Source organism: Vibrio sp. 11986-1-5 (assembly GCF_963878025.1).
In the GTDB taxonomy this organism is placed as follows: domain Bacteria; phylum Pseudomonadota; class Gammaproteobacteria; order Enterobacterales; family Vibrionaceae; genus Vibrio; species Vibrio injensis.
Genome location: NZ_CAWNVW010000022.1, coordinates 370,875 through 393,085, shown reverse-complemented (window position 1 = coordinate 393,085; position 22,211 = coordinate 370,875). Strand labels below are relative to the sequence as shown.

The following is a 22,211-nucleotide window of genomic DNA, read 5'->3' as shown; positions in this document are numbered from 1 at the left end:
CTTGGCTTTGTATTCATCGCTGTGTTTGCTCAACCTGTTGGTAGATAAGCCATTTATAAAACGACTTTAATCCCTTCACATAGAGGAGACATGTTGTTTTTCGTCATGCCTGCAACGCTTATCCGGCCAGAACCGACAATATAAATACCAAACTCTTCTTTCAATCGTTGCACCTGCTGCTTATTTAAGCCGGAGAAAGAGAACATGCCATTTTGTCGTTCGATAAAGCTAAAATCTGCATTAACGCCAATTTCTTGTAAACGAGTAACGAACAGTTCGCGCATCTCTTGAATTCGTTCACGCATCTCGGCAACTTCTGCTTCCCATTCTGCGCGTAGGGCAGGGTTTTGCAGTATGTATGTGACGACAGCAGCACCATGAGCGGGTGGATTCGAATAAATAGAGCGAATAATCGCTTTGACTTGTGAGAACGCCGTATTGGCTACCTCGGCTGAGGCGGCGACTAAGGTAAATGCACCGACGCGCTCGTTATACAGACCGAAATTTTTTGAAAATGAAGAGGCGACTAAAATTTCTGGATTGTATTGAGCAAAAATTCGTAGCCCAGCGGCATCTTCTTCGACCCCTTTAGCAAAACCTTGATAAGCAAAATCAAACAGTGGGAGTAAGCCTTTTTCTGCTACCAATTTAGCTAAGATTTCCCACTCTTCTAACGTTGGATCAATTCCCGTCGGATTATGGCAGCAGCCGTGCAGTAAAACCACATCACCTGTGGATGCTTGCTCAAGATCGGCGAGCATCGCTGGGAAATCTTTATCTTTTTTCTCGGCGTTGTAATAAGTGTACTCTGTTGTTTCAAGTCCCGCTGCACCAAATACACCATGATGGTTAGCCCATGTTGGGTTACTGATCCAGACTTTGACATCACCGAGTTGACGTTTAATAAACTCACCCGCCACGCGAAGCGCACCTGTACCACCAGGCGCTTGAGCGGTTTTAGCACGTTGAGCATTAATGATGTCGGCTTGCTCACCAAACAATAATTTCTGTACCGCTAGGCCATATTCAGTAGTGCCTTCAATCGTTAAATAAGATTTGGTTTTCTCCGATTCAAGCAGCGCAGCTTCGGCTTTTTTGACGGTCGCCAAGACTGGCGTTTCACCGGCTTCGTTTTTATAAATACCTACGCCTAAATTGATTTTGTCTGTACGAGGATCATTTTTAAACTCCTCAGTTAAACCAAGAATAGGGTCAGCAGGTGCTGCGACAACTTTTTCAAACATAATGTCCATCCATGTAAAGTTAAGGTGATACGCTTCGTACTTGGCCTTGCAGTGATGCTAGTCGCGTACCGATAACGCCAAGTCGTTTGCAAAGAGAAGATTGATTGTCAGTATTTATACCTTTCTGATTGAAAAGTGACAACCATCACGCAACGGAAAATTAAAAAAACCTCCGCGAAGCGAAGGTTTTTCATGAAAAGTAGATTTAGAAGTTGGCGCTACGTGGGGTACGTGGGAATGGGATCACATCACGGACATTACCCATGCCTGTCACATAAGAGACCAAACGCTCAAAGCCTAGACCAAATCCTGCATGAGGAACGGTGCCATAGCGGCGTAAATCACGGTACCAGCTCATGTGCTCCGGATCGATGCCCATTTCAATCATGCGCGCATCCAATACATCTAAACGTTCTTCACGCTGTGAACCGCCGATGATTTCACCAATTCCTGGTGCTAATACGTCCATAGCGGCAACGGTTTTACCGTCTTCGTTAAGACGCATATAAAACGCTTTGATGTCTTTTGGATAGTTTTTAACGATCACTGGCGCTTTGAAGTGCTCTTCAGCAAGATAACGCTCATGCTCTGAAGATAGATCGATACCCCATTCCACATCAAATTCAAACTTGCGACCAGAATCCAGTAGAATTTGAATCGCATCGGTATAGTCAACTTGTGCAAAATCTGATTGAACGAACTGTTCTAAACGAGTAATCGCGTCTTTATCGATGCGAGAAGCAAAGAATTCAAGGTCGTCACGACGTTCAGTCAGTACGGCATTAAACACGTACTTGAGCATGTCTTCAGCTAACTTAGCTACATCGTTTAAATCGGCAAAGGCAACCTCAGGTTCCACCATCCAAAACTCAGCTAAGTGGCGACTAGTATTAGAGTTTTCTGCACGGAAGGTTGGGCCAAAAGTATAAACCTTGCTCAGTGCACAAGCGTAAGCTTCAGCGTTTAACTGACCCGAAACGGTGAGAAAGGTCTCTTTACCGAAGAAGTCTTCGTTAAAGTCAATATCGCCGTTGTCTTTATGCGGTAGGTTGGTTAAATCTAAGGTTGATACACGGAACATTTCACCAGCACCTTCAGCATCGGATGCCGTGATCAGTGGGGCAGAAACCCAGAAATAACCTTGTTCATGATAAAAACGGTGGATCGCTTGAGACAAGCAGTTACGAACACGAGCGACTGCACCAATCACGTTAGTACGTGGACGAAGGTGAGCGACTTCACGTAAATACTCAATAGAATGACGTGTTTTGGCCATTGGATAGGTTTCTGCATCTTCAACCCAACCGACAACTTTAAGGCCAGTGGCAGCGAGTTCGAAATCTTGACCGCTGGCTGGGGATTCAACAACGGTGCCTGTAATTTCTACAGAACATCCGGTGGTGAGTTTCAAAACTTCATCTTGATAATTATTGAGTGAATTCGGGACCACGGCCTGAATCGGGTCGAAACAAGAGCCGTCATATAAGGCAAGGAAAGAGATTCCAGCTTTGGAATCGCGACGTGTACGGATCCAGCCACGAACAGTAACTTCACTGTTTACTGCAAGCTTGCCGCTTAATACGTCTTTTACAGGCGCGTAAGTCATGGTTAATATCGTCTCCATTGAGGTAAAAACTCAACCCAAAGTGCTGACTGCTTCCTAGAACGACTTGAAGTTACGATAACGTGTGAGTCGTTAGCGTTTTTTAGACAGATACGGTTACCGTATTCAAACAAGTTGAAGGAAAAAAGCGAAACATTAGGTTGGCTAAAATTCTACAAATTCAATGGCACATATTACCTGTCAATTTGTCCGCATCAACCTTTAATATGCTCTGATTGTTGATTTCTTATTCGAAAGGCTAAATTGATGGAATAAATGCGCTCTTCTGATCGTAAAAGCGAGGCTTATTCATCATACGAGCAAGTGGTTTAGAAAGATGAGTTGCGGGTTTTCGGTTGCCGAGGTTACTTGATTTGGCTTGTTTCAGTTGACAAGATTCCGTAGTATGACGGCTCTTTTTTTAAGCCTGAGTTTTACGATGAAAACCGAAATTTATAAAGAGTTCATGTTTGAAGCTGCCCACTATTTACCTCATGTGCCTGAAGGACATAAATGTGGTCGTTTACATGGGCACTCTTTTTTAGTTCGTCTTTATGTCGCTGGAGAAGTCGATGCTCATACTGGTTGGCTGATTGATTTTGCAGAGATCAAGGCGGCGTTTCAACCGATTTATGATCGTTTGGATCATTATTATTTAAATGATATTGAAGGATTAGAAAACCCAACCAGCGAAGTGTTAGCAAAATGGATTTGGCAACAACTTAAACCAAGCTTACCGTTACTCAGCAAGGTTGAAATTAAAGAGACCTGCACCGCCGGGTGTGTCTATACGGGGTGATTTTTAGCCAAGCTATGCTGTTAGCTTGGCTAAAGGGTCTAACTCTCTTCGTCTGTAAGGATCGTCTGTCCCCCTAGGCTTCGATAAAGGGTGCTTAGGGTTACTCGTTGATGATAGTCGTTTTCCAGTAAAGCGGCCCGTGCATTACGCTCGTTTTCTTGGGCATCTAGTAGCGTCTTAATTTCTATAGCCCCATGCTGATATTGGCTTTGATAGATACGCATTGCTTCAGCGGCGCTTTGCCATTGCTGAACTAATTTTTCAGCTTGGTACTGATAATTTTCTCGGGCGGATAAGGCATTATCGACATCCTGAAAAGCGGCATACAAGGTTTTACGGTAGTTGATGATGGCCGATTCATACTGCACTTGTGCGATATCTCGCTTTAGCTGCATTTCATTCCAATTTAAAAATGGCAAAGTTAAGTCAGCGCCTAAAGTGCCGATAGGATCGCTCAATAGTTTTTTTAGTTCCGTCGATGATCCACCTAATGCTCCAGTCAGAGTGAGCGCAGGAAAATAACTGCGGCGAGTGCTTTCCTTGGCAGCCAGAAAAGCTTGAAGTTGATACAAGGCTTGTTTGACATCGGGTCTACGTGCCAAAACTTCTGCGGGTATGCCTGCAGATATAGCAGGCAAGGCTTGAGCGGGTTGTTGATCAATTTCAATAGCGGCTTGATCTGGATCTTGCTCAAATAAAATAGCTAAGGCATTACTGGCTTGTCGATATTGTTGCTGGTAATCGCGGTGTGCAGCTTCCAATCCAGCCAGTGACCGTTTGGTTTCTAATACGGTCAAGCGTGAGGTTGCGCCATGAGTATATTGACTTTGAGCAAGATTAAAGTTTTGGATGGCGTTATCAATATCTTGCTGACTTAAACGAATTCGTTGTTTTAAATAGCCGATTTGCCAATAGAGTTGGGCGGTGGTTGCCACTAAACTTTGTGCGGTTGCTTCTCGCTCTTGTTGCGTCGCGAGGGCTTTCCATTGACTTTCATCAATCGTCGCTGAAAGCTTGCCCCATAAATCCACTTCATAACTGACGCTAATTTTAGCCTGATAGTTGTTAGACATGTCGCCATGGTTGAGATCTTTTGAACGGCTGCCGGATATCCCAGCGGCGAGATCGGGAATTCGTTGATCTCGGTCTAGATTGGCATTCAAACGAGCTTGTTTTAAAGTGAGTGTCGCTAATGCAAGGTCGTGGTTGGTGGACAGGACGCGCTCAACTAACAAATCAAGATTAGGATCTTGAAAGTTTTTCCACCACTGGCTTTCCCACACCGTATTGGTTTCTTGTTGAGGCGAATGCCAGTCATTCGCAATAAAAACAGAAGGCTCTACAAGATCATAGTGAGCGGAACAACCAAGCAGTAGCAACATGGATAAAGCTAAGCTGGAATATTGAGTTGCAGGTAACATGTTTACTCCCGGGCAAGCGCATCAATCGGATTTAGCTGAGCGGCATTTTTCGCAGGAAGATAGCCAAATAGAACACCGATTAATGTTGAGCACAAAAAGGCAGAGACGATTGGGGCGGTAGAATAGATCAAGGTAAAACTACTACCGAATGATGAAAAACCGACGCCGATTAAATAGGCGAGGGCAATTCCAATGATCCCACCACACAAACAAACAAGTACCGCTTCGATAAGAAACTGACGCAAAATATCGTTCTGTCTTGCACCAACAGCCATACGTACGCCGATTTCTCGGGTACGTTCGGTGACCGAAACCAGCATAATATTCATTACGCCAATCCCCCCGACAATTAATGAAATAACGGCGATGGCGGAGATGAGTAAGGTCATGGTTGCGGTTGTTTTTTGAATATTTTGTTGAATGGTGTCGGTATTAATCGTAAAGAAATCTTTAGTACCATGACGCATGGTTAATAAAGAGATAATCGCTTGCTCTGCCGCATCACTAGGAATGTTGTCATCAAGACGTACAGTGATTCGATTAAGATGGCTTTGACGCATCATTCGTGCATTAATCGTACTGTAAGGAACCCATATATTGAGAGCGTCGTTATTGCCAAATGCACTCTCTTTCGCCGCAGTGACGCCAATAATTCGGATAGGCAGTTTACCTGCAAAAATGACTTTACCGATGGGATTCTCATTAGCAAAAAGTGCCGTTAATGTATTGTGATCGATGACAGCTTCTTGGGCTAAGTTATCCACACTGGTTTGATCCCAATATTGCCCTTTGGCGAGTTCATAGCCACGGACTCGGAAAAAATCAGGGCCAACTCCTTGTATCGAAGCGGTGACCGATTGATTACTAAATTTGATGGTCGCGGAACTATTGACGGTAGGAGTGACACTATCAATAAACGACAGTGATTGCAGCGCTTGAGCATCTTCTGCGGTTAACGTTCGAATTCGACCGGATCGCCGATCGCCAAAGCCTGAACCAGGCATAATATCAATCGTATTGGTGCCCATGGCGGCAATACTTTCTAAAATCGACTTTTGTGAGCCATTACCGAGTGCCACCACGGAAACCACTGAAGCAATCCCAATGATGATGCCGAGCATAGTCAAGAAGGTTCTTAATCGATGGTTTGACATCGCTAACAGTGCCATTTTTAACGCTTCCCAACAATTGTCGAGCCACCTTTTGTTACGACCGACAGTTGAGGTTTTGAGTAGCGGAGTATGATGGGCAAGGGCATGTGGCTGAAGTGCCGTGTCACTGGTCGAGTGGTTGATACGATCACTGAGAATTTCACCATCTTTGATCTCTATAATGCGGTCTGCATACTGAGCTACATGCATATCGTGGGTGACGATAATGATGGTGTGCCCAAGGCTATGAAGCTCTTGCAGCAGTTGCATCATTTCTGAACCACTTTTACTGTCCAGTGCGCCCGTCGGCTCATCGGCAAGAATGACATCGCCGCCATTAACGAGGGCTCGAGCCACAGAAACACGTTGTTGCTGACCGCCGCTTAGTTGGTTGGGCTTATGATCCAGTCGTTCGGCTAGTCCTAATCGTTCAAGCAGTTTGCGTGCTCGTTCATGGCGAGTCTGTTTATCGTAACCAGCATAAATAGCTGGGATTTCGACATTTCCTAAGGCGTCTAAATCCCCTAATAGGTGGTAGCGTTGAAAGATAAACCCGAAATATTCACGGCGTAGCTCAGCCAGTTGATCAGAATTCAGTTGTGAGGTGTTTTGTCCATTCACCCAATATTCACCACAACTTGGGGTATCTAAGCAACCTAAGATATTCATTAAAGTAGATTTACCTGAACCAGAAGCGCCAACTATGGCAACCATTTCACCTCGTTCGATAGTTAGATCGATCTCTTTTAAGACAGTGAGCGTTTCATCGCCAGAAGTAAAGTGGCGAGAAACATTGACTATGTTTAATAAAGCCTCTGACATTAGAAACGCATCCCTGGTGGACTCATACGACGGCTCGTGTTGTTATTGAGTGTATTTGGCATGCCTAAAATCAGTGTGTCGCCTTCATTAAGTCCCTCAAGAATTTCTACATTGACTTTATTATTGAGGCCGATTTTGACATCACGAAATACAGCTTGATCATTTTCTAATACAGGAACTTGATAGCGAGGTTTTGGTCCTGGTTGTTTGATCAGCACTTGAGCGGGGATCAATAGTGCATTTTCTGAGCGGTGTAAAACAATGGTGACTTGAGCTGTCATACCGATGCGCAATAGTCCATCTGGGTTATCCACATCAAACAAACCATGATAGTAAATGGCCTCATCATTACTGATTGAAAGATTACTGTCATTACCAGTCATTAATGTTGGGCCGGGTTCAATAGCACGCAATGTACTGGAGTAACGTTTATTCGGTTGACCTAGAATAGTGAAATAGATGGGCAGTCCCGGAGTGACTTTAATGATGTCGGCTTCGGATATTTGAGCTTTTACAGTCATGGTATCGAGTACTGCTAGTTCAATAATTGTCGGGGTGGTTTGATTGGCATTAACGGTTTGACCTTCTTCAACGGCACTGTAAACCACCGTCCCATCCATCGGCGCTCGGATGGTGGTGTAATTGAGATCGAGGTTGGCGCTATCAACACTAATTTTTGCTTGTTCTTGCTGTGCTGCTAGTTGTTTCAGTTCTGCAATATGCACAGCCAGTGATGCCTGAGCAGCTTCGTAATCCGCTTGTGAGCTAGCGTTTTCTGCCAGCATCGCTTTTTGTCGGTTAAACTCAGCTTGAGCTTGACGAATCAATGCCTGTTTGGCTTGGTATTGGGCATTTAAACTGTTCAATGATGCTTGGGCTTCTTTGAGTTTATTCTGTTGGGCCAAATTATCGATTTGAGCCACTAAATCACCTTGTCGAATAGTGTCCCCTAAATTGACCGCTAGTGTCTCAATTTGACCTGATACTTGCGCACCAACCGCCACCAGTTTTGAGGCTTGTAGCATGCCGGTAGCAAGGACGGTTTCTTCGATGTTGCCACGCTGAACGGTGTCGGTAACGTAGGTTGTCGCATTTTTTTGGGGATACAAGATATAACCCACTGCGATAAGAATAAGAATGACGATCAAAAACGTAAGCGTCGTTTTTTTAGTAATAGAGAATGACATGGTAAAAATGAACCAGCATATAAAAGAGAATGATTATCACCATTTATAACGTTATCTGGAGATAAAACAAGCGGCGGTTAGGTAAAGCTAAGTAAAGATGGAGAAAGGGAAAATAAAAAGCCTGATGAAGTATCAGGCTTGGGAAGATCAATCGTTGAGGAAGATTAACAGATCACTTTAACCGCTAATCCACCTTGGGAGGTTTCGCGATATTTAGCATTCATATCTTTACCTGTTTCAAGCATTGTTTCGATCACTTTGTCTAAAGAGACACGGGGAGCCGATGAACGACGCATCGCCATACGAGTGGAGTTAATTGCTTTCACGGCGGCAATCCCGTTACGTTCGATACAAGGTACTTGCACTTGTCCTGCAACTGGGTCGCAGGTAAGACCTAGATTATGCTCCATAGCAATCTCTGCAGCCATACACACTTGCTCAGGACTGCCCCCGAGTAGCTCTGCTAAACCCGCAGCGGCCATTGAGCATGCTACCCCGACTTCGCCTTGGCAACCGACTTCAGCTCCAGAGATAGAAGCATTACGCTTGTACAAACCACCAATCGCACCTGAGGTAGCAAAGTAACGAATGTAGTCTTTCTCGGTTACGGTTTGGATAAATTTGTCATAGTAGGCTAAGACCGCAGGAATAATACCACAAGCACCATTGGTGGGTGCGGTTACCACGCGACCACCTGCTGCGTTTTCTTCGTTAACCGCAAAAGCATACATATTAACCCAATCGACAACGGCCATCGGATCATTAGTCGTTTTTTCAGAAGTTAGCAGTTGTTGGCGAAGTGCAGCGGCACGGCGGGGAACACGCAAAGGCCCCGGTAAAATGCCTTCAGTATTCAGACCACGTTCCATACATTCACGCATGGTGCGCCAGATATTAGCGAAATAAGTACGAACTTCTTCGTCTGAATGAAGAGTTTTTTCATTGGCCATCACTAGAGTGCTAATAGAAAGGCCGTGCTCTTGGCACTGAGCAAGAAGTTGTTCGGCACTCGTGAATGGATAGGGAACTTGGACTGGAGATTCAATCTCTTTACCAAAGTTTTCTTCATCGACAATAAAACCGCCACCAATAGAGTAGTAGGTCTTTGAGTAGACAGGATTGTCATCAATCCAAGCGTGAATTTGCATACCATTTTCATGCAATGACAAATTGCTTTTATGGAAGTTCATGCCACCTTCACGAGGAAAATCAACGGTATGGCAGTGCATGCCAACAGGAAGGCGCTCCGTTTCAGTAACGCGAGCAATAAAACTTGGAATCGCATCGATATCGACTTTTTCTGGGGTATTACCCGCTAAGCCCATAATGATGGCGATATCTGTGTGGTGACCTTTCCCTGTCAGTGATAATGATCCATAAACATCCACGGTAATTTTAGTGATGTCGCGCAATTTTCCCATTGCTCGTAAATCATCAATAAATTGTTTACCCGCTTTCATTGGGCCAACCGTGTGTGAGCTTGACGGTCCGACACCAATTTTATAGATATCAAATACACTAATCATATTGATTGCCTCAAAAGTAAGCCCCCCTTGGTTAAGGGAGGCTTTTTTATTGTTATATTTTACCTGACTAGCTTGATGTTACCGCGTGGTTGATCACGCTATTCTTCAAGCTTCAGGTATCTTTTCACTCATACGCTGATGCAGAGATTAAAGAGCGCCGTAGATTACAGAACTAATCGCGGCAAAACCACAAATAACTGTGAATATTTGTACTGGTAGTGTTGTTTTATACTTCGCCATTGCTGGTACTTTTTGCATCGCAAAAACAGGTAAAATGAATAGGATAGCAGCAATCATTGGTGCACCCATAGTTTCAATCATACCCAAGATACTAGGGTTAACAATAGCGACAATCCAAGTAGTAAGGACGATAAACAGGAGCGAGATTTTATCGATTTTACCCACAGACATTTGACTGCGTGATTTAACTAAACCGACTAAACCTTCATGAGCACCTAAGAAGTGACCAAAGTAGCTTGAAGTGATTGCTGCAAGTGCCACGATAGGACCAAGATAAGAAATCAGTGGTGATTCATGCACATTGGCTATGTATGAAAGCACACTGATGTTCTGCTCTTGCGCCATAGTTAACTGTTCTGGTGTTAAAGACAGTACCACAGAGAAGACGAAAAACATCACAAATCCCATTAACATCATTGCTGCACCAGCAGTGATCATATCGGTTTTCACGACCGCATGCTCACCGTGCTCTTGACGTTGTGATTTGGTAAATTGGCTGATGATTGGACTGTGGTTAAAAGAGAACACGATGATAGGAATGGCTAACCAGACAATCACTGGAACGGTTGACCAATCTGGAGAGGTTTCGATCATTGAAGTGTTCCAATCCGGGATAAGGAACACAGACAAAGCCAATAGAATAAATACTAGAGGATAAACCATCGCTGAGGTCGCTTTAAGCATTAATTCTTTACCAAAAACAACACCAGCAGTCATTAATGAAATTAGCGCGCCAGAGAGTAACCAGCGAGGAATGGATTCCATACCAAATTGGTGCACAAGGAAAGAGTCGACGGTATTCGTAATCCCGACTCCGTAGATAAGAACGATAGGGTAGATGGCGAAAAAGTAAGCAAAAGTGATAAGGTTGGCGCCAGTTTTACCAAAGTGTTCTTCGACGGTATCGGTGATGTCAGAGTCAGTTTTACTCGCAGAAAGAACGAAACGAGCCAGTCCTTTATGGGCAAACCAAGTCATTGGTGCTGCAATCAGTGCAAGAATGACCAGCGGCCAAAAACCACCCGCACCAGCTTTGATCGGCAGAAAAAGAACGCCAGCACCGACGGCGGTACCAAAAAGGGAAAGCGACCATACAAAATCTTTATAGGTCCACTTGCCAGTGGATTGTGTCGCTGATGTAACCGTTGTGGTTGTATTCATGTTTAATTTACTCATTTTGGGAACAGGAAATAAGTCGGGCGCAATTTTGCAGGTTTTTTTACAATAAAAAATAGATCTAAATCATGAATTGTCTGCGCCTATTGAATGATATGTCAAAAACCCCTGATTGATCACGAAAAAACTGTGCCACATGTGGAAATTGTTAATGGTTGGGTTGGTTAAGGTTATTTGAAGGTGTCATTTTATGATAATAATGCAAAGCAAACGATTGCTTTGGTGGTTGAAATAATGGATAGATGACAAAATGTGTACGTAAATTAATCATTTCAAAGGTTATCTATCACTATTAATGTGTTTTTGCAGTGCTTGGATGATTTGTGCAGTCATACCCCATATAAAATGATGTTTATATGGCAAGGCGAAGACTTTATGCAGGGAGTTTTTTATTAAAAAGGTATTACTGAGTAAATGTTTTTGATCGAAAAGATAAGCGGCTGGAACCTCGAAGACTTCTTCGACTTCGTTAGTATCAATGGACATTTCATAACGGGGATCAATGAATGCAATCACTGGAGTTACCGCAAACTGACTGATCGTCACCAGTTCTGGTAACTGGCCGAGGATCTTAATGTATTTAGCTTCTAATCCGATCTCTTCGTGCGCTTCTCTTTTGGCCGTTTGGTAAAGAGTACCATCACTGGCTTCATATTTTCCGCCTGGGAAGCTAATTTGTCCTGGATGGTGCTTAAGATGGGCGGCGCGTTTGGTTAAAACAACACTGAGGCCTTGTGGTCGTTCGACAAAGCCGACTAACACGGAGGCCTTTCTTAATGAGGCTGACTGCAAATGAGCTGCGCGGTTGAGTGACTGGGCATGGTAACCAACGGGGGTTTTGAGTAAAAAATCTTGCATCAGTTGTTGTTTACTGATCATGCCTCGTTCTCCTGCGATAAAAAGCGCGCGACGGAGTCATGCGCTCAGATCGATTAACTTACGTCATGTTGATTAGCTTTGCTACTCGAAGCTACGCAAAGTGGGCTGCTTTATCTGTGTTGAACGGCGATCATCGACCAGCAGATTAACGGCAGCGCCAAGCTATTTGAGTATTTATTTTATAAATTTAGCCTATTGTTCAAGAATTGGCAGGATCCGGCTGAGTTTATCTAACGTTTCTTGATATTCAGCTTGCCATTGGCTATCGGCGACGATACCGCCACCAGCCCAAGCGTAAATCTTCTGCTGATGGGTAACCAAGGTCCGGATGGTTATACTGGTGTCCATTTTACCATGACGACTGATATAACCAATTGAACCGCAATAAGCACTGCGCCGATGTGGTTCCAATTCTTCAATGATCTGCATCGCCCTGACTTTCGGTGCGCCAGTAATCGATCCTCCGGGAAAGCTTGCGCGCAGTAAGTCAGTGACTTGATATTGCTCATCAAGCTGGGCACGAATGGTGCTGACCAAATGGTGTACTGCAGGAAAACTCTCGATTTCAAAGAGCTTAGGTACGTGAACACTGCCAGGTTTAGCGACTCGGCCAATATCATTACGCAGCAGATCGACAATCATTAAATTCTCAGCTTGATCTTTGGCGGCTTGCGCGAGTTCATTAGCTTGTGCTTTATCGTGTCGGGGATCTTGATGACGTGGTCGAGTACCTTTAATTGGTTTGGTTTCAATGACTCGTTGATTCACTTGTAAAAAACGTTCAGGAGAGACACTGAGAATCGCGCCTTGTTCCAAGCGAATAAAAGCAGAGAAGGGAGCGAGATTACTTTGTTCTAACCGCTGATAGGCAAGCCATTCACTGCCTTGATAATCCGCGCTAAAACGTTGCGCTAGATTAATTTGATAGCAGTCACCGGAGAGTAAGTACGCTTCGATTTGGTTAAATTTTTGCTGATATTGTTGGGCGGTCATGTTCGATGACCAAGCACTGGTGAGCTGAAATGGCGGCTGAGAGAGAGGTTCGAACGAGGCAAACCAAGCCTGAGCTTGCTCAATATTGATGCCAGCCCAGCAAGCAGTTTGTTGTTGATGATCGACGATCAATGCCCACTCATAAAGCCCAATCGCCATATCCGGCATGGCAATATCGTGCTGCGCTTGCTCAGCTAATGACTCTATTCGACGGCCTAAATCATAGCCGAAATAGCCCAGCGCACCGCCAACAAAAGGCAACTCACTTTGATAAACCGCTGCTGGTAAATGGTGCGCTTGTAGTTCAGCCAGTAATGCAAAAGGATCTTTTTGTGACAATGTCACACCACTGGGTTGTTGGATTGTGGTATCATTACCAATCGTCACTAGGGTAGCAATCGGATTAGCGACCACAATATCAAAGCGGCTATCGATATGCTGAGTCGAGGCCGAACGAAGCATCATTGCCCAAGGAAGTTGCTCTACACGACTAAAAAGCTGCTGAGCGAGATCTTTTTGATAAGCGATGGGCTGCACTTGAATAAATTTTTTTTCTTCAACATTCATTTGTGTAATTTGTGACAATGGGTCACTTCACTGCGTAGCACATAAAGGAAAGCAAGAGTATCATAAAAGCCTGAAAGAAAGCTGTTTCTTGACGTAAGCGCTTAATTCAGTCGTTTGTTGCCCTTAGGCTTTACTGACTTTACCTTGTGCTTTCGGTTTCAGATTATGAACATATAACTATAATGAGGCATGCAATGACGGTAATTCGCCAACAAGATGTGATCAGCAGTGTCGCTGACGCATTACAATACATCTCTTACTATCATCCCCTTGATTTTGTCCAAGCGCTAGAACAAGCCTACCATCGTGAAGAGAGCCAAGCCGCTAAAGATGCGATTGCGCAAATCTTAATTAACTCACGTATGTCAGCAGAGGGGCATCGTCCCATTTGTCAAGATACAGGCATCGTGACTTGCTTTGTTAACATCGGTATGGCAGTCCAATGGGACTCAACCGATATGACTGTACAGCAGATGGTTGATGAGGGCGTTCGTCAGGCTTACACCAACCCAGATAACCCTTTACGAGCTTCTGTACTGATGGATCCCGCCGGTAAGCGGATTAACACTAAGGACAATACTCCAGCAGTGGTACACATTAATATGGTGCCGGGCGATAAAGTAGAAATACAAATTGCTGCCAAAGGCGGCGGTAGTGAAAATAAAACCAAAATGGCGATGCTTAACCCTTCTGATGATATTGCAGAGTGGGTGGAGAAAACGCTACCGACCATGGGAGCTGGTTGGTGCCCTCCGGGCATGCTCGGCATTGGTATTGGTGGTACGGCAGAAAAAGCTGCAGTACTGGCTAAAGAGTCTTTAATGGAACACATTGATATTCAAGAGCTGATTGCTCGTGGCCCACAAAATGCTGAAGAAGAGCTGCGTTTGGATATCTTTAATCGAGTCAATAAACTTGGTATTGGCGCGCAGGGTCTAGGCGGTTTAACCACCGTGGTGGATGTGAAAATTAAATCGGCACCAACCCACGCGGCTTCTAAGCCAGTGTGCTTGATTCCTAACTGCGCGGCAACTCGTCATGTGCATTTTACATTAGATGGTAGCGGTCCTGCAGAGCTAACACCACCTAAGCTTGAAGATTGGCCACAAATTACTTGGCAAGCGGGCGCGAATACACGCCGAGTGAATTTAGATACGGTGACCCGTGAAGAGACTCAGCAATGGAAAACCGGTGAAACCGTATTGCTGTCGGGTAAAATTTTAACTGGACGTGATGCGGCGCATAAACGCCTACAAACCATGCTTCAAAACGGAGAGAAACTTCCTGAGGGCGTTGATTTAAGGGATAAGTTTATCTACTACGTTGGCCCTGTTGATGCGGTTGGCGATGAAGTCGTAGGGCCAGCGGGACCGACAACTTCAACTCGCATGGATAAATTTACCGATATGATGCTTGAAGAGGTGGGTGTGATGGGCATGATAGGTAAAGCCGAACGCGGCTCTGCGACCGTTGAATCCATCAAGAAGAATAAAGCGGTTTATTTAATGGCGGTAGGCGGTGCGGCGTATCTTGTTGCTAAAGCGATTAAGAAAGCGCGCGTTGTCGCTTTTGAAGATCTCGGTATGGAAGCTATCTATGAGTTTGAAGTGGAAGATATGCCAGTGACGGTCGCCGTTGATTCGACCGGAGCCAACGCCCATCAGATTGGTCCGGATACATGGCGCGTCAAAATCGCTGAAGCCACTCAGCAGAGCTAAATAAATGTGTAAGCAAATTGAGCTTAAGTGACTATTAGGTGTAGCATAACGCTACACCTTTTCTTTATCTGGTCTATGCATATCTTGTTGTGACTATCGAGGAACAATCGCTATTGACAAACAGACTATCAGTGCGATTTAACCAAGTAGTTCAGGATGAGAAATAACCGATAACCAGCATTGTTAATAGAATTTCAGAGGAGAAACCATGCCACGTTTTATTCGATTGCTACAAATCGTCGTTGCTATCGTATTAGCCGCGTTATTAAGTTATGACCTGATTTTTCATGGTCTTTCTATTTTTTACAGTAAATATGTTATTACTAGTTGTGTTCTGTTTGTTTTGCTACAAATAAGCTTATTTGTCATTTACAAACTGATTGAAGACGATTAATTATCTTGACCTAAAATGGCAACATTTACTGAGGATACCCACGAGCTATGCAGCGAATCAGTCAAGAGGTGAGTGCACTTCTGCACCGAGGTTTAGACGCCCATGTTCGTCTAGCTGTCACCGGTTTATCGCGAGCAGGTAAAACCGCGTTCATTAGTTCGTTAGTGAATCAACTGCTTCATACGGCCACACATGATCAGTTACCTTTGTTGGCAGCGGCGCGTGATAAACGGATTATTGGTGCCAAGCGTATCCCACAAAGTAATCTTATGGTGCCTCGTTTCAGTTATGACCAAGCCATGGAGCAACTCCATGCTGATCCGCCTGACTGGCCAGTACCCACCCGTGATGTCAGTGAAATTCGTTTAGCGATTAAATATCGACCACACAAACGCAGTAAAAAACTACTGGGTAGTACAGCAACACTGTATCTGGATATTATTGATTACCCTGGTGAATGGTTATTGGATTTGCCATTACTGAGTATGGATTTTTATACTTGGTCTACTCAGCAATTTAATGCGCTACATGGTCAACGGGCAGAATTAGCGAAACCTTGGTTAAATGCATTGGATAAGCTTAATCTCGATCAGGAAGCCAATGAAGCACGATTAGCCGATGTTGCCGCGCTCTATACCGATTACCTTCATCAATGTAAAGAGCAAGGGTTACATTGGGTTCAACCAGGACGTTTTGTATTACCGGGAGAACTCGTCGGAGCGCCGGTATTGCAGTTTTTCCCTTGTCGTGTGGCTGATCCTGAGAAGAAACCTACGAAAAATTCAATGTTGAGCCTGCTACTCGCTCGTTATCAAGAGTATCAAAATAAGGTAGTTAAAGTGTTTTATAAACAACATTTTGCCACCTTTGATCGACAGATTGTATTGGTTGATTGCCTATCGCCGTTAAATGCTGGTCATGAAGCATTTCTGGATATGCGTTGTGCACTAGAACAGATTATGCACAGCTTTCGTTATGGCCGAACTGGGTTACTCCGTCGCTTATTGGCGCCTAAGATTGATAAAGTACTTTTTGCGGCAACCAAAGCTGATCATGTAACGCCCGATCAGCATCCGAATATGGTGTCATTGCTGCAGCAGATGATTCATCCGGCTTGGCAACATGCCGCTTACGAAAATATTGAAATGCGTTGCATCAGCCTTGCGTCGATTCGAGCGACTCAATCGGGCTATGTTGAGAATCATCATCAAAAAATTGCGGCTATTCAAGGGGTGGATATACAAGGACAACCGATCACTCTATACCCCGGAGATGTCCCTAAAAAGCTGCCTCATCCTGACTATTGGCAGCAGCATCAGTTTAAGTTTATTGCTTTTCGTCCCATGCCGAGTCTCGATGATCAACCTTGTCAGCACATTCGGATGGATAAAGCGTTAGATATCTTGATTGGGGATAAATTGACATGACAGAGTTAAAAGATCAGCAAATATTCCATCAACCACTTAAGCAAACTGAAACGGAACAAACTTTAACCGAGTCAAAGACATTCAGTGATCCGCAGAAGTTTATTATTGAAGCGAGTACGGAGCCAGAAACTAAATTAGAGGCTCAGCTTGAAAAAGTCATTCGCCCAAGGCGGAAGAAAAAATGGTTGATCGTCAGTTTATTGGTGGTTTTTTCTACCTTACTTGGTTGGCAAGCGATTGAGAGTATTTTTACTGCGATTCAAGCGGCTAACTGGCTTGATCTGGCTTGGATTATTTTATTAACGCTTTTAGCGAGCTTAGGTATTGGGCGCTTAGTGCAAGAGTTGTGGACGTTGCGCCGTTTACGTCAGCATTTTTCCATCCAAGAGCAAGCTGAACAATTGATTCAGCAAGATGGGCTAGGGCAAGGACAAGCTTTTTGTACGATGCTAGCCAATAAAAGTCACACTAATTTGCATAGCAGCGCTTATCAACGCTGGTTGAAGAGTATTGATAATAGTCACAGCGATGCTGAAATTATTGAATTGTACGATGCGATGGTGGTCAATGAACAAGATAAACAGGCCACTCAAATCGTCTCACGCTACGCCACTGAAGCTGCCGTATTGGTAGCGATCAGTCCTTTAGCTTTGGTGGATATGTTATTAATTGCTTGGCGTAATTTTACGATGATTGATCGTTTAGCGGATGTCTATGGCATTGAGCTTGGCTACTGGTCTCGTTTACAGCTGTTTAAAGCCGTATTAGTTAATATGGCCGTGGCAGGAGCGAGTGAGTTGGCGATTGATGCCAGTATGGATTTGTTATCGATGGATCTGACTAAGAAACTGTCTGCTCGGGCAGGGCAAGGGCTTGGTGTTGGTTTGTTAACCGCTCGTTTAGGCCTAAAAGCGATTGCGCTACTTAGGCCATTACCGTGGCAAAAGAATCGAGTGGTTAAGTTGAGTGCAATACGTAAACAAATCGTGGCAAAAATTACTGCTTTGGTCAGTCAATAATCCGATTAACGTCGTCAACACCACTGTCGCTTCAAGTAGGAAGAATATAGTCGGAGTTTGTAGGAGCAACTCGAAGTATTTAACGAGAATGACTTGACGCTGTGCAAGGCTTGATAGAAACTACTGTCAACTTTTCGTGACACTTTCTGCTTAGGATAACATTCAGTGCGTCTAGAAGTCATTTGTGAAGATAGACTCGGCTTAACCCGAGAGCTTCTTGAAATCCTCGCTTCAAAAAAAATCGATTTACGAGGTATCGAGATTGATGTGATAGGCATTATTTATCTCAATTGCCCAGATATTGATTTTGATACTTTTAGTGAGTTAATGGCGGAAATTCGCCGTATTTCTGGCGTCAAAGATGTTCGTAAAATTCAGTTTATGCCGATGGAGCGTCATAATACTGAATTGATTTCCTTGCTCAATAACCTCCCTGATGCTGTATTAGCGATTGATCTAAAAGGCTTTGTTGATATGGCGAACCAAAGCGCTCTCGCGCTATTGAATAAACCTAGTCAAGAAGTGATTGGTAGCCAAATATCTCAATTGTTGCCACTGTTTAATTTCTCTCGTTGGGTTGATGGCAGTAAAGCGCCGATTCGTGAAGATGTTGTGATTGACGGCCTAGATTATACTATGGAAGTCATGCCTGTTTATATTGGCAACTCGCCCCATGAAGCTAGTTTGGCTAGCTCGATGATGATTTTGCGTTCCAAGGTTACGACGGTACAGGGACACGACCGATTATCTATCCATAATGCATTAGGCTTTGAGCATTTTGTCGGTGTTTCCAATCGTCATAAAGCTTTGATTAATCATGCTAAAAAATTAGCTATGCTCGATCAGCCGTTATTAATTGAAGGTGAAACAGGCACCGGAAAAGAGATGCTTGCCCGAGCTTGTCATCATCGCTCTCACCGCTCTAGTGCTCCCTTTTTAGTGTTAAGTTGCGCCTCTATGCCAGATGATGTAGCAGAAACGGAGCTTTTTGGACATGCTCCGGGATCTTTTAATCATCAACAAGGGCATAAAGGGATTTTTGAACAAGCGAACGGTGGCACGGTCTTTTTAGATGAAATTGGCGAAATGAGCCCGCATCTACAGATCAAATTATTGCGTTTTTTACAAGACGGTACCTTTCGCCGAGTCGGTGAAGAGCATGAAATACATATCGATGTTCGAGTGATTGCTTCTACGCGCCATAATTTGGCCGAATTAGCCGATTCAGGTTCGTTCCGAGAAGATCTCTTCTATCGACTGAATGTATTAACCTTGCGTATTCCAGCACTGCGTGAACGACCAAGTGATATCCAGCCGCTTTTGGATCTTTTTGTTACCAAGCACTCCCATAAATTAGGCATGGCAAAGCCGGAGTACGCAGAAGCTTTAGTCGACCAGTTAATGCAATACCCGTGGCCGGGTAATATTCGTCAGTTAGATAATATGGTGCTACGCGCCTTAACCGAAATGGATGGTGATCAATTACAGGCCGATTATTTCCATTTGCCAGCGGTCGATAGCGGTGGTTTAGGGTTGTCTACGGTTAACCTCGATGGCTCGCTTGACGACATTATGAAAGACTATGAATCACAAATTCTAGATAAACTCTACCAGTCGTTTCCATCCAGTCGAAAACTTGCTAAACGTTTAAATGTATCACATACCTCAATAGCCAATAAGCTACGTGATTATGGGATCAGGAAGCGTTAATGACTAAAAAAAGAACGACGATGTTGATCAGTGATGGTGAGATTATTGTACGCACTGCTCAATTAGAGGATGCTGAAGGACTGGCTGATTATTTTGTGACTAATCGTGATTATTTAAAACCGTGGGAGCCTCAACGCGAAGCGGCTTTTTTTGAGGTCACTGGTTGGCAGCAGAGATTAATTAAACTGGAAGAGTTGCACCGCTTAGCTCTCGGATATTATTGCTTAATCATTGATGTTAATAGCCAACAGATTGTTGGCACGATTTCGTTCAGTAACGTCACGCGTTTTCCTTTTTATGCTTGTCATGTTGGCTACTCGTTAGCCGAGTCGGCAGAAGGGCGTTATATCATGACTCGGGCACTTCATATGGCGTGTGAATATTTGTTTAAGCAACAGAATATACATCGTATTATGGCCGCTTATATGCCAAGCAATCATCGAAGTGCAGCCGTTCTAGAGCGAGTTGGCTTTAGTCGAGAAGGATTAGCCAAAGATTACTTATTGATTAATGGCCAATGGCAAGATCATGTATTGGTTTCGTTGATTAATCCAAACTGGCAAGCCAATGTTTCAATCAGCGGATAGGATCATATGTTATCCGCCGTTTATGTCGCTATTCTCACTTTATTTATCGCCAGTACCATGCTGGTTTAACGTCTAAGGACATCTCATGTCGTATTTGCCTTTGGAACAGTATTCAAGAAAATGGATTTTCACGCATCAATCAATGCCCGTCCCCGAGGGTGATCAAGCACAGATAAAACCGATGAGCCCATCACGCTCTGCTCAGTTTTGGAAAGAAAACATCAGTGCACAAAGTCCAGATGCTGAACGTTTTAGTTCGCAAGACTGGCCCAAAAAAGCCGCCAGTTGGCAGCAAGACATCTCATGGATGGAAGCATGGGAAAGTGATGATCCTGCTTTACCAGCAGCGATACTGGAACACATTGATTGGCAAGATGATGTGACGGTTTATTTTTGCTATGAGAAATACAATGTCATTGAAACCAAATGGTCGGTGTTTAAAAGCCATTGGAAGAACTTTTTATTCTATGATGATGGTCCAATCTTAATTGGTCGCCGTCGCGCACAAGCATTATGGTTTCAAACGAATGGCTCTGTGAAAATTGGTCAGCGTTTATAGCTTCAAGTTGAGTTCTTTCTGACGATAAAAAGAGTGGTTGTACTAGCAAAAGCAATACAATCACTCTGTCCCTCTCTTAAAAAGTTACTGCGTCACTATCTTTCTGCGCTGCGCACTTAAAGTACTACCCATTGACGCGCTGATGATCAAAGCGATAGCGAACCACTGTGATAACGCTAGCCTTTCATCTAAAATCATCAATCCTGCCATGGCCGCGACGGCGGGTTCTAGACTCATTAATACACTAAAATGTTGGGTAGATAAGCGGCTTAACGCCATCATTTCCAAACTATAAGGCAATGCACTGGAGAGAATCGCTACGGTGATTGCCATTGGCAATATTGACCAAGTAAAGATCGTGGATGATGCGCTATAAGCGCCAATCGGAAAAATAAACAGCGCCGCTACGGTCATACCGATGGCCACGGTCATTCCACCAGAACCAACCGTACCTGCTCGCTGCCCAAACCAAATATATCCAGCCCAGCAGCCGCCAGCAGCCAATGCTAGCGCAACACCAATTGGATCGAGGGCATCAACCCCTCGCATATCGGGCAGTAACAACGCCATACCAGATATCGCCAAAGCAACCCAAAGCAAATCGAGCTTACGTTTTGAAGAAAATAGCGCGAGGAGTAGTGGGCCAGTAAATTCTAAAGCGACACCAATCCCTAATGGAATACGTTCGATGGCAAAGTAAAATAAGATCTGCATTCCGCCTAAACTTGTACCGTAGATGATCATCGATCGCCACTGTGTAAGGCTTAACGATAATCGCCACGGGCGGAAAATGATCAATAAAATGCAAGCTGAGATACTCACGCGCAGGGCAACCGTTCCACCGGGACCGACGAGGGGAAACAGTTGTTTAGCAATTGAGGAGCCTGATTGTATAGCCATCATGGCGATCAGTAGGCAACCTACCGCAAAAAGAACGGGTGATTTCTGGGTCATATACTCTTTTACTTGAAGTGGGCAATCTAAAAGGTTTCCAGCGATATTTTCGACAGATAAGCCGTAATTACTGGAATTCACTGAAATAGCGTGAGGCGATCAAGGTCAACCTAAAGATGGATTATTCTGCCTGAAATAAAACAAATGGCAATGGTAACAGGATATGAATTTTCTTTTGCTACAAACGTCTAAACAATATTCGTAGGCAAGTTCTATCATAGTCGCTGAGCGTAAT

The 22,211-nt window shown here is 44.1% G+C and carries 18 protein-coding genes; 8 read left to right on the top strand and 10 right to left on the bottom strand.

Going from position 1 to position 22,211, the window contains the following annotated elements:
• Window positions 1-53: 53 nt before the first annotated feature.
• Window positions 54-1,244, bottom strand: coding sequence for an amino acid aminotransferase (locus AACS00_RS07625; RefSeq protein ID WP_110167000.1), 1,191 nt, complete (start codon window positions 1,242-1,244; stop codon window positions 54-56).
• A 205-nt stretch (window positions 1,245-1,449) separates the two neighbouring features.
• Window positions 1,450-2,850, bottom strand: coding sequence for an asparagine--tRNA ligase (gene asnS, locus AACS00_RS07620; RefSeq protein WP_072670034.1), 1,401 nt, complete (start codon window positions 2,848-2,850; stop codon window positions 1,450-1,452).
• 436 nt (window positions 2,851-3,286) lie between these two features.
• Here asnS and queD point away from each other — a divergent pair, with 436 nt between their 5' ends.
• Window positions 3,287-3,646 carry a 6-carboxytetrahydropterin synthase QueD gene (gene queD, locus AACS00_RS07615; RefSeq protein ID WP_110167051.1) on the top strand — a complete coding sequence of 120 codons (360 nt, stop codon included), beginning with the start codon at window positions 3,287-3,289 and terminating at the stop codon, window positions 3,644-3,646.
• Window positions 3,647-3,684: 38 nt separating this feature from the next.
• Here the strand turns inward: queD and AACS00_RS07610 are convergent, their stop codons facing one another.
• The 7 genes from AACS00_RS07610 to pabB all read right to left on the bottom strand — a co-directional run bounded on the left by AACS00_RS07610 (window position 3,685) and on the right by pabB (window position 13,608).
• Window positions 3,685-5,067: an efflux transporter outer membrane subunit gene (locus AACS00_RS07610; protein WP_110166999.1), complete on the bottom strand. Its 1,383-nt coding sequence runs from the start codon at window positions 5,065-5,067 to the stop codon at window positions 3,685-3,687.
• Between the two features lie 2 nt (window positions 5,068-5,069).
• Window positions 5,070-7,040, bottom strand: a complete 1,971-nt coding sequence (locus AACS00_RS07605) for a MacB family efflux pump subunit (RefSeq protein WP_110166998.1) — start codon at window positions 7,038-7,040, stop codon at window positions 5,070-5,072.
• Window positions 7,040-8,227 carry an efflux RND transporter periplasmic adaptor subunit gene (locus tag AACS00_RS07600; protein WP_072669420.1) on the bottom strand — a complete coding sequence of 396 codons (1,188 nt, stop codon included), beginning with the start codon at window positions 8,225-8,227 and terminating at the stop codon, window positions 7,040-7,042. The genes AACS00_RS07605 and AACS00_RS07600 overlap by 1 nt, the downstream gene beginning before the upstream one ends.
• Before the next feature lie 164 nt (window positions 8,228-8,391).
• Window positions 8,392-9,753, bottom strand: coding sequence for an L-serine ammonia-lyase (locus AACS00_RS07595; protein ID WP_110166997.1), 1,362 nt, complete (start codon window positions 9,751-9,753; stop codon window positions 8,392-8,394).
• A 147-nt stretch (window positions 9,754-9,900) separates the two neighbouring features.
• Window positions 9,901-11,154: an aromatic amino acid transport family protein gene (locus AACS00_RS07590; protein ID WP_072669418.1), complete on the bottom strand. Its 1,254-nt coding sequence runs from the start codon at window positions 11,152-11,154 to the stop codon at window positions 9,901-9,903.
• A 294-nt stretch (window positions 11,155-11,448) separates the two neighbouring features.
• Window positions 11,449-12,048, bottom strand: a complete 600-nt coding sequence (locus AACS00_RS07585) for a CoA pyrophosphatase (protein ID WP_040904333.1) — start codon at window positions 12,046-12,048, stop codon at window positions 11,449-11,451.
• Window positions 12,049-12,240: 192 nt separating this feature from the next.
• Complete coding sequence (gene pabB / locus AACS00_RS07580) at window positions 12,241-13,608, bottom strand: aminodeoxychorismate synthase component 1 (RefSeq protein WP_110166996.1); 1,368 nt, start codon at window positions 13,606-13,608, stop codon at window positions 12,241-12,243.
• Window positions 13,609-13,802: 194 nt separating this feature from the next.
• Here pabB and AACS00_RS07575 point away from each other — a divergent pair, with 194 nt between their 5' ends.
• The 7 genes from AACS00_RS07575 to AACS00_RS07545 all read left to right on the top strand — a co-directional run bounded on the left by AACS00_RS07575 (window position 13,803) and on the right by AACS00_RS07545 (window position 21,022).
• Window positions 13,803-15,326, top strand: a complete 1,524-nt coding sequence (locus AACS00_RS07575) for a fumarate hydratase (RefSeq protein ID WP_072669416.1) — start codon at window positions 13,803-13,805, stop codon at window positions 15,324-15,326.
• Window positions 15,327-15,534: 208 nt separating this feature from the next.
• Window positions 15,535-15,720, top strand: coding sequence for a hypothetical protein (locus tag AACS00_RS07570; protein ID WP_040904331.1), 186 nt, complete (start codon window positions 15,535-15,537; stop codon window positions 15,718-15,720).
• A 47-nt stretch (window positions 15,721-15,767) separates the two neighbouring features.
• Window positions 15,768-17,147, top strand: coding sequence for a YcjX family protein (locus AACS00_RS07565; protein ID WP_110166995.1), 1,380 nt, complete (start codon window positions 15,768-15,770; stop codon window positions 17,145-17,147).
• Complete coding sequence (locus AACS00_RS07560) at window positions 17,144-18,166, top strand: YcjF family protein (protein WP_110166994.1); 1,023 nt, start codon at window positions 17,144-17,146, stop codon at window positions 18,164-18,166. The genes AACS00_RS07565 and AACS00_RS07560 overlap by 4 nt, the downstream gene beginning before the upstream one ends.
• A 165-nt stretch (window positions 18,167-18,331) precedes the next feature.
• A complete protein-coding gene (gene tyrR / locus AACS00_RS07555) occupies window positions 18,332-19,876 on the top strand; it encodes a transcriptional regulator TyrR (RefSeq protein ID WP_110166993.1) in 1,545 nt (514 codons plus the stop codon).
• The gene (gene rimJ, locus AACS00_RS07550) at window positions 19,876-20,463 is read left to right on the top strand and encodes a ribosomal protein S5-alanine N-acetyltransferase (RefSeq protein WP_258306842.1); all 588 of its coding nucleotides are present in this window, start codon (window positions 19,876-19,878) and stop codon (window positions 20,461-20,463) included. Before tyrR ends, rimJ begins: the two co-directional genes overlap by 1 nt.
• Window positions 20,464-20,548: 85 nt before the next feature.
• Window positions 20,549-21,022 (top strand): DUF2947 domain-containing protein, encoded by a 474-nt coding sequence (locus AACS00_RS07545; RefSeq protein WP_110166992.1) that lies wholly within the window; start codon window positions 20,549-20,551, stop codon window positions 21,020-21,022.
• 84 nt (window positions 21,023-21,106) lie between these two features.
• Here AACS00_RS07545 and AACS00_RS07540 read toward each other — a convergent pair whose 3' ends face one another.
• Window positions 21,107-21,976, bottom strand: coding sequence for an EamA family transporter (locus tag AACS00_RS07540; protein ID WP_110166991.1), 870 nt, complete (start codon window positions 21,974-21,976; stop codon window positions 21,107-21,109).
• Window positions 21,977-22,211 lie beyond the last annotated feature (235 nt).

Bases quoted from the DNA above. Each gene is read 5' to 3' on its own strand.
- AACS00_RS07560 (WP_110166994.1), top strand. From the start codon at position 17,144: ATGACAGAGTTAAAAGATCAGCAAATATTCCATCAACCACTTAAGCAA.
- AACS00_RS07600 (WP_072669420.1), bottom strand. From the start codon at position 8,227: ATGTCATTCTCTATTACTAAAAAAACGACGCTTACGTTTTTGATCGTC.
- AACS00_RS07585 (WP_040904333.1), bottom strand. From the start codon at position 12,048: ATGATCAGTAAACAACAACTGATGCAAGATTTTTTACTCAAAACCCCC.
- pabB (WP_110166996.1), bottom strand. From the start codon at position 13,608: ATGAATGTTGAAGAAAAAAAATTTATTCAAGTGCAGCCCATCGCTTAT.
- AACS00_RS07625 (WP_110167000.1), bottom strand. From the start codon at position 1,244: ATGTTTGAAAAAGTTGTCGCAGCACCTGCTGACCCTATTCTTGGTTTA.
- AACS00_RS07575 (WP_072669416.1), top strand. From the start codon at position 13,803: ATGACGGTAATTCGCCAACAAGATGTGATCAGCAGTGTCGCTGACGCA.
- AACS00_RS07565 (WP_110166995.1), top strand. From the start codon at position 15,768: ATGCAGCGAATCAGTCAAGAGGTGAGTGCACTTCTGCACCGAGGTTTA.
- AACS00_RS07605 (WP_110166998.1), bottom strand. From the start codon at position 7,040: ATGTCAGAGGCTTTATTAAACATAGTCAATGTTTCTCGCCACTTTACT.
- AACS00_RS07595 (WP_110166997.1), bottom strand. From the start codon at position 9,753: ATGATTAGTGTATTTGATATCTATAAAATTGGTGTCGGACCGTCAAGC.
- AACS00_RS07570 (WP_040904331.1), top strand. From the start codon at position 15,535: ATGCCACGTTTTATTCGATTGCTACAAATCGTCGTTGCTATCGTATTA.
- queD (WP_110167051.1), top strand. From the start codon at position 3,287: ATGAAAACCGAAATTTATAAAGAGTTCATGTTTGAAGCTGCCCACTAT.
- AACS00_RS07545 (WP_110166992.1), top strand. From the start codon at position 20,549: ATGTCGTATTTGCCTTTGGAACAGTATTCAAGAAAATGGATTTTCACG.
- asnS (WP_072670034.1), bottom strand. From the start codon at position 2,850: ATGACTTACGCGCCTGTAAAAGACGTATTAAGCGGCAAGCTTGCAGTA.
- AACS00_RS07590 (WP_072669418.1), bottom strand. From the start codon at position 11,154: ATGAATACAACCACAACGGTTACATCAGCGACACAATCCACTGGCAAG.
- AACS00_RS07610 (WP_110166999.1), bottom strand. From the start codon at position 5,067: ATGTTACCTGCAACTCAATATTCCAGCTTAGCTTTATCCATGTTGCTA.
- rimJ (WP_258306842.1), top strand. From the start codon at position 19,876: ATGACTAAAAAAAGAACGACGATGTTGATCAGTGATGGTGAGATTATT.
- AACS00_RS07540 (WP_110166991.1), bottom strand. From the start codon at position 21,976: ATGACCCAGAAATCACCCGTTCTTTTTGCGGTAGGTTGCCTACTGATC.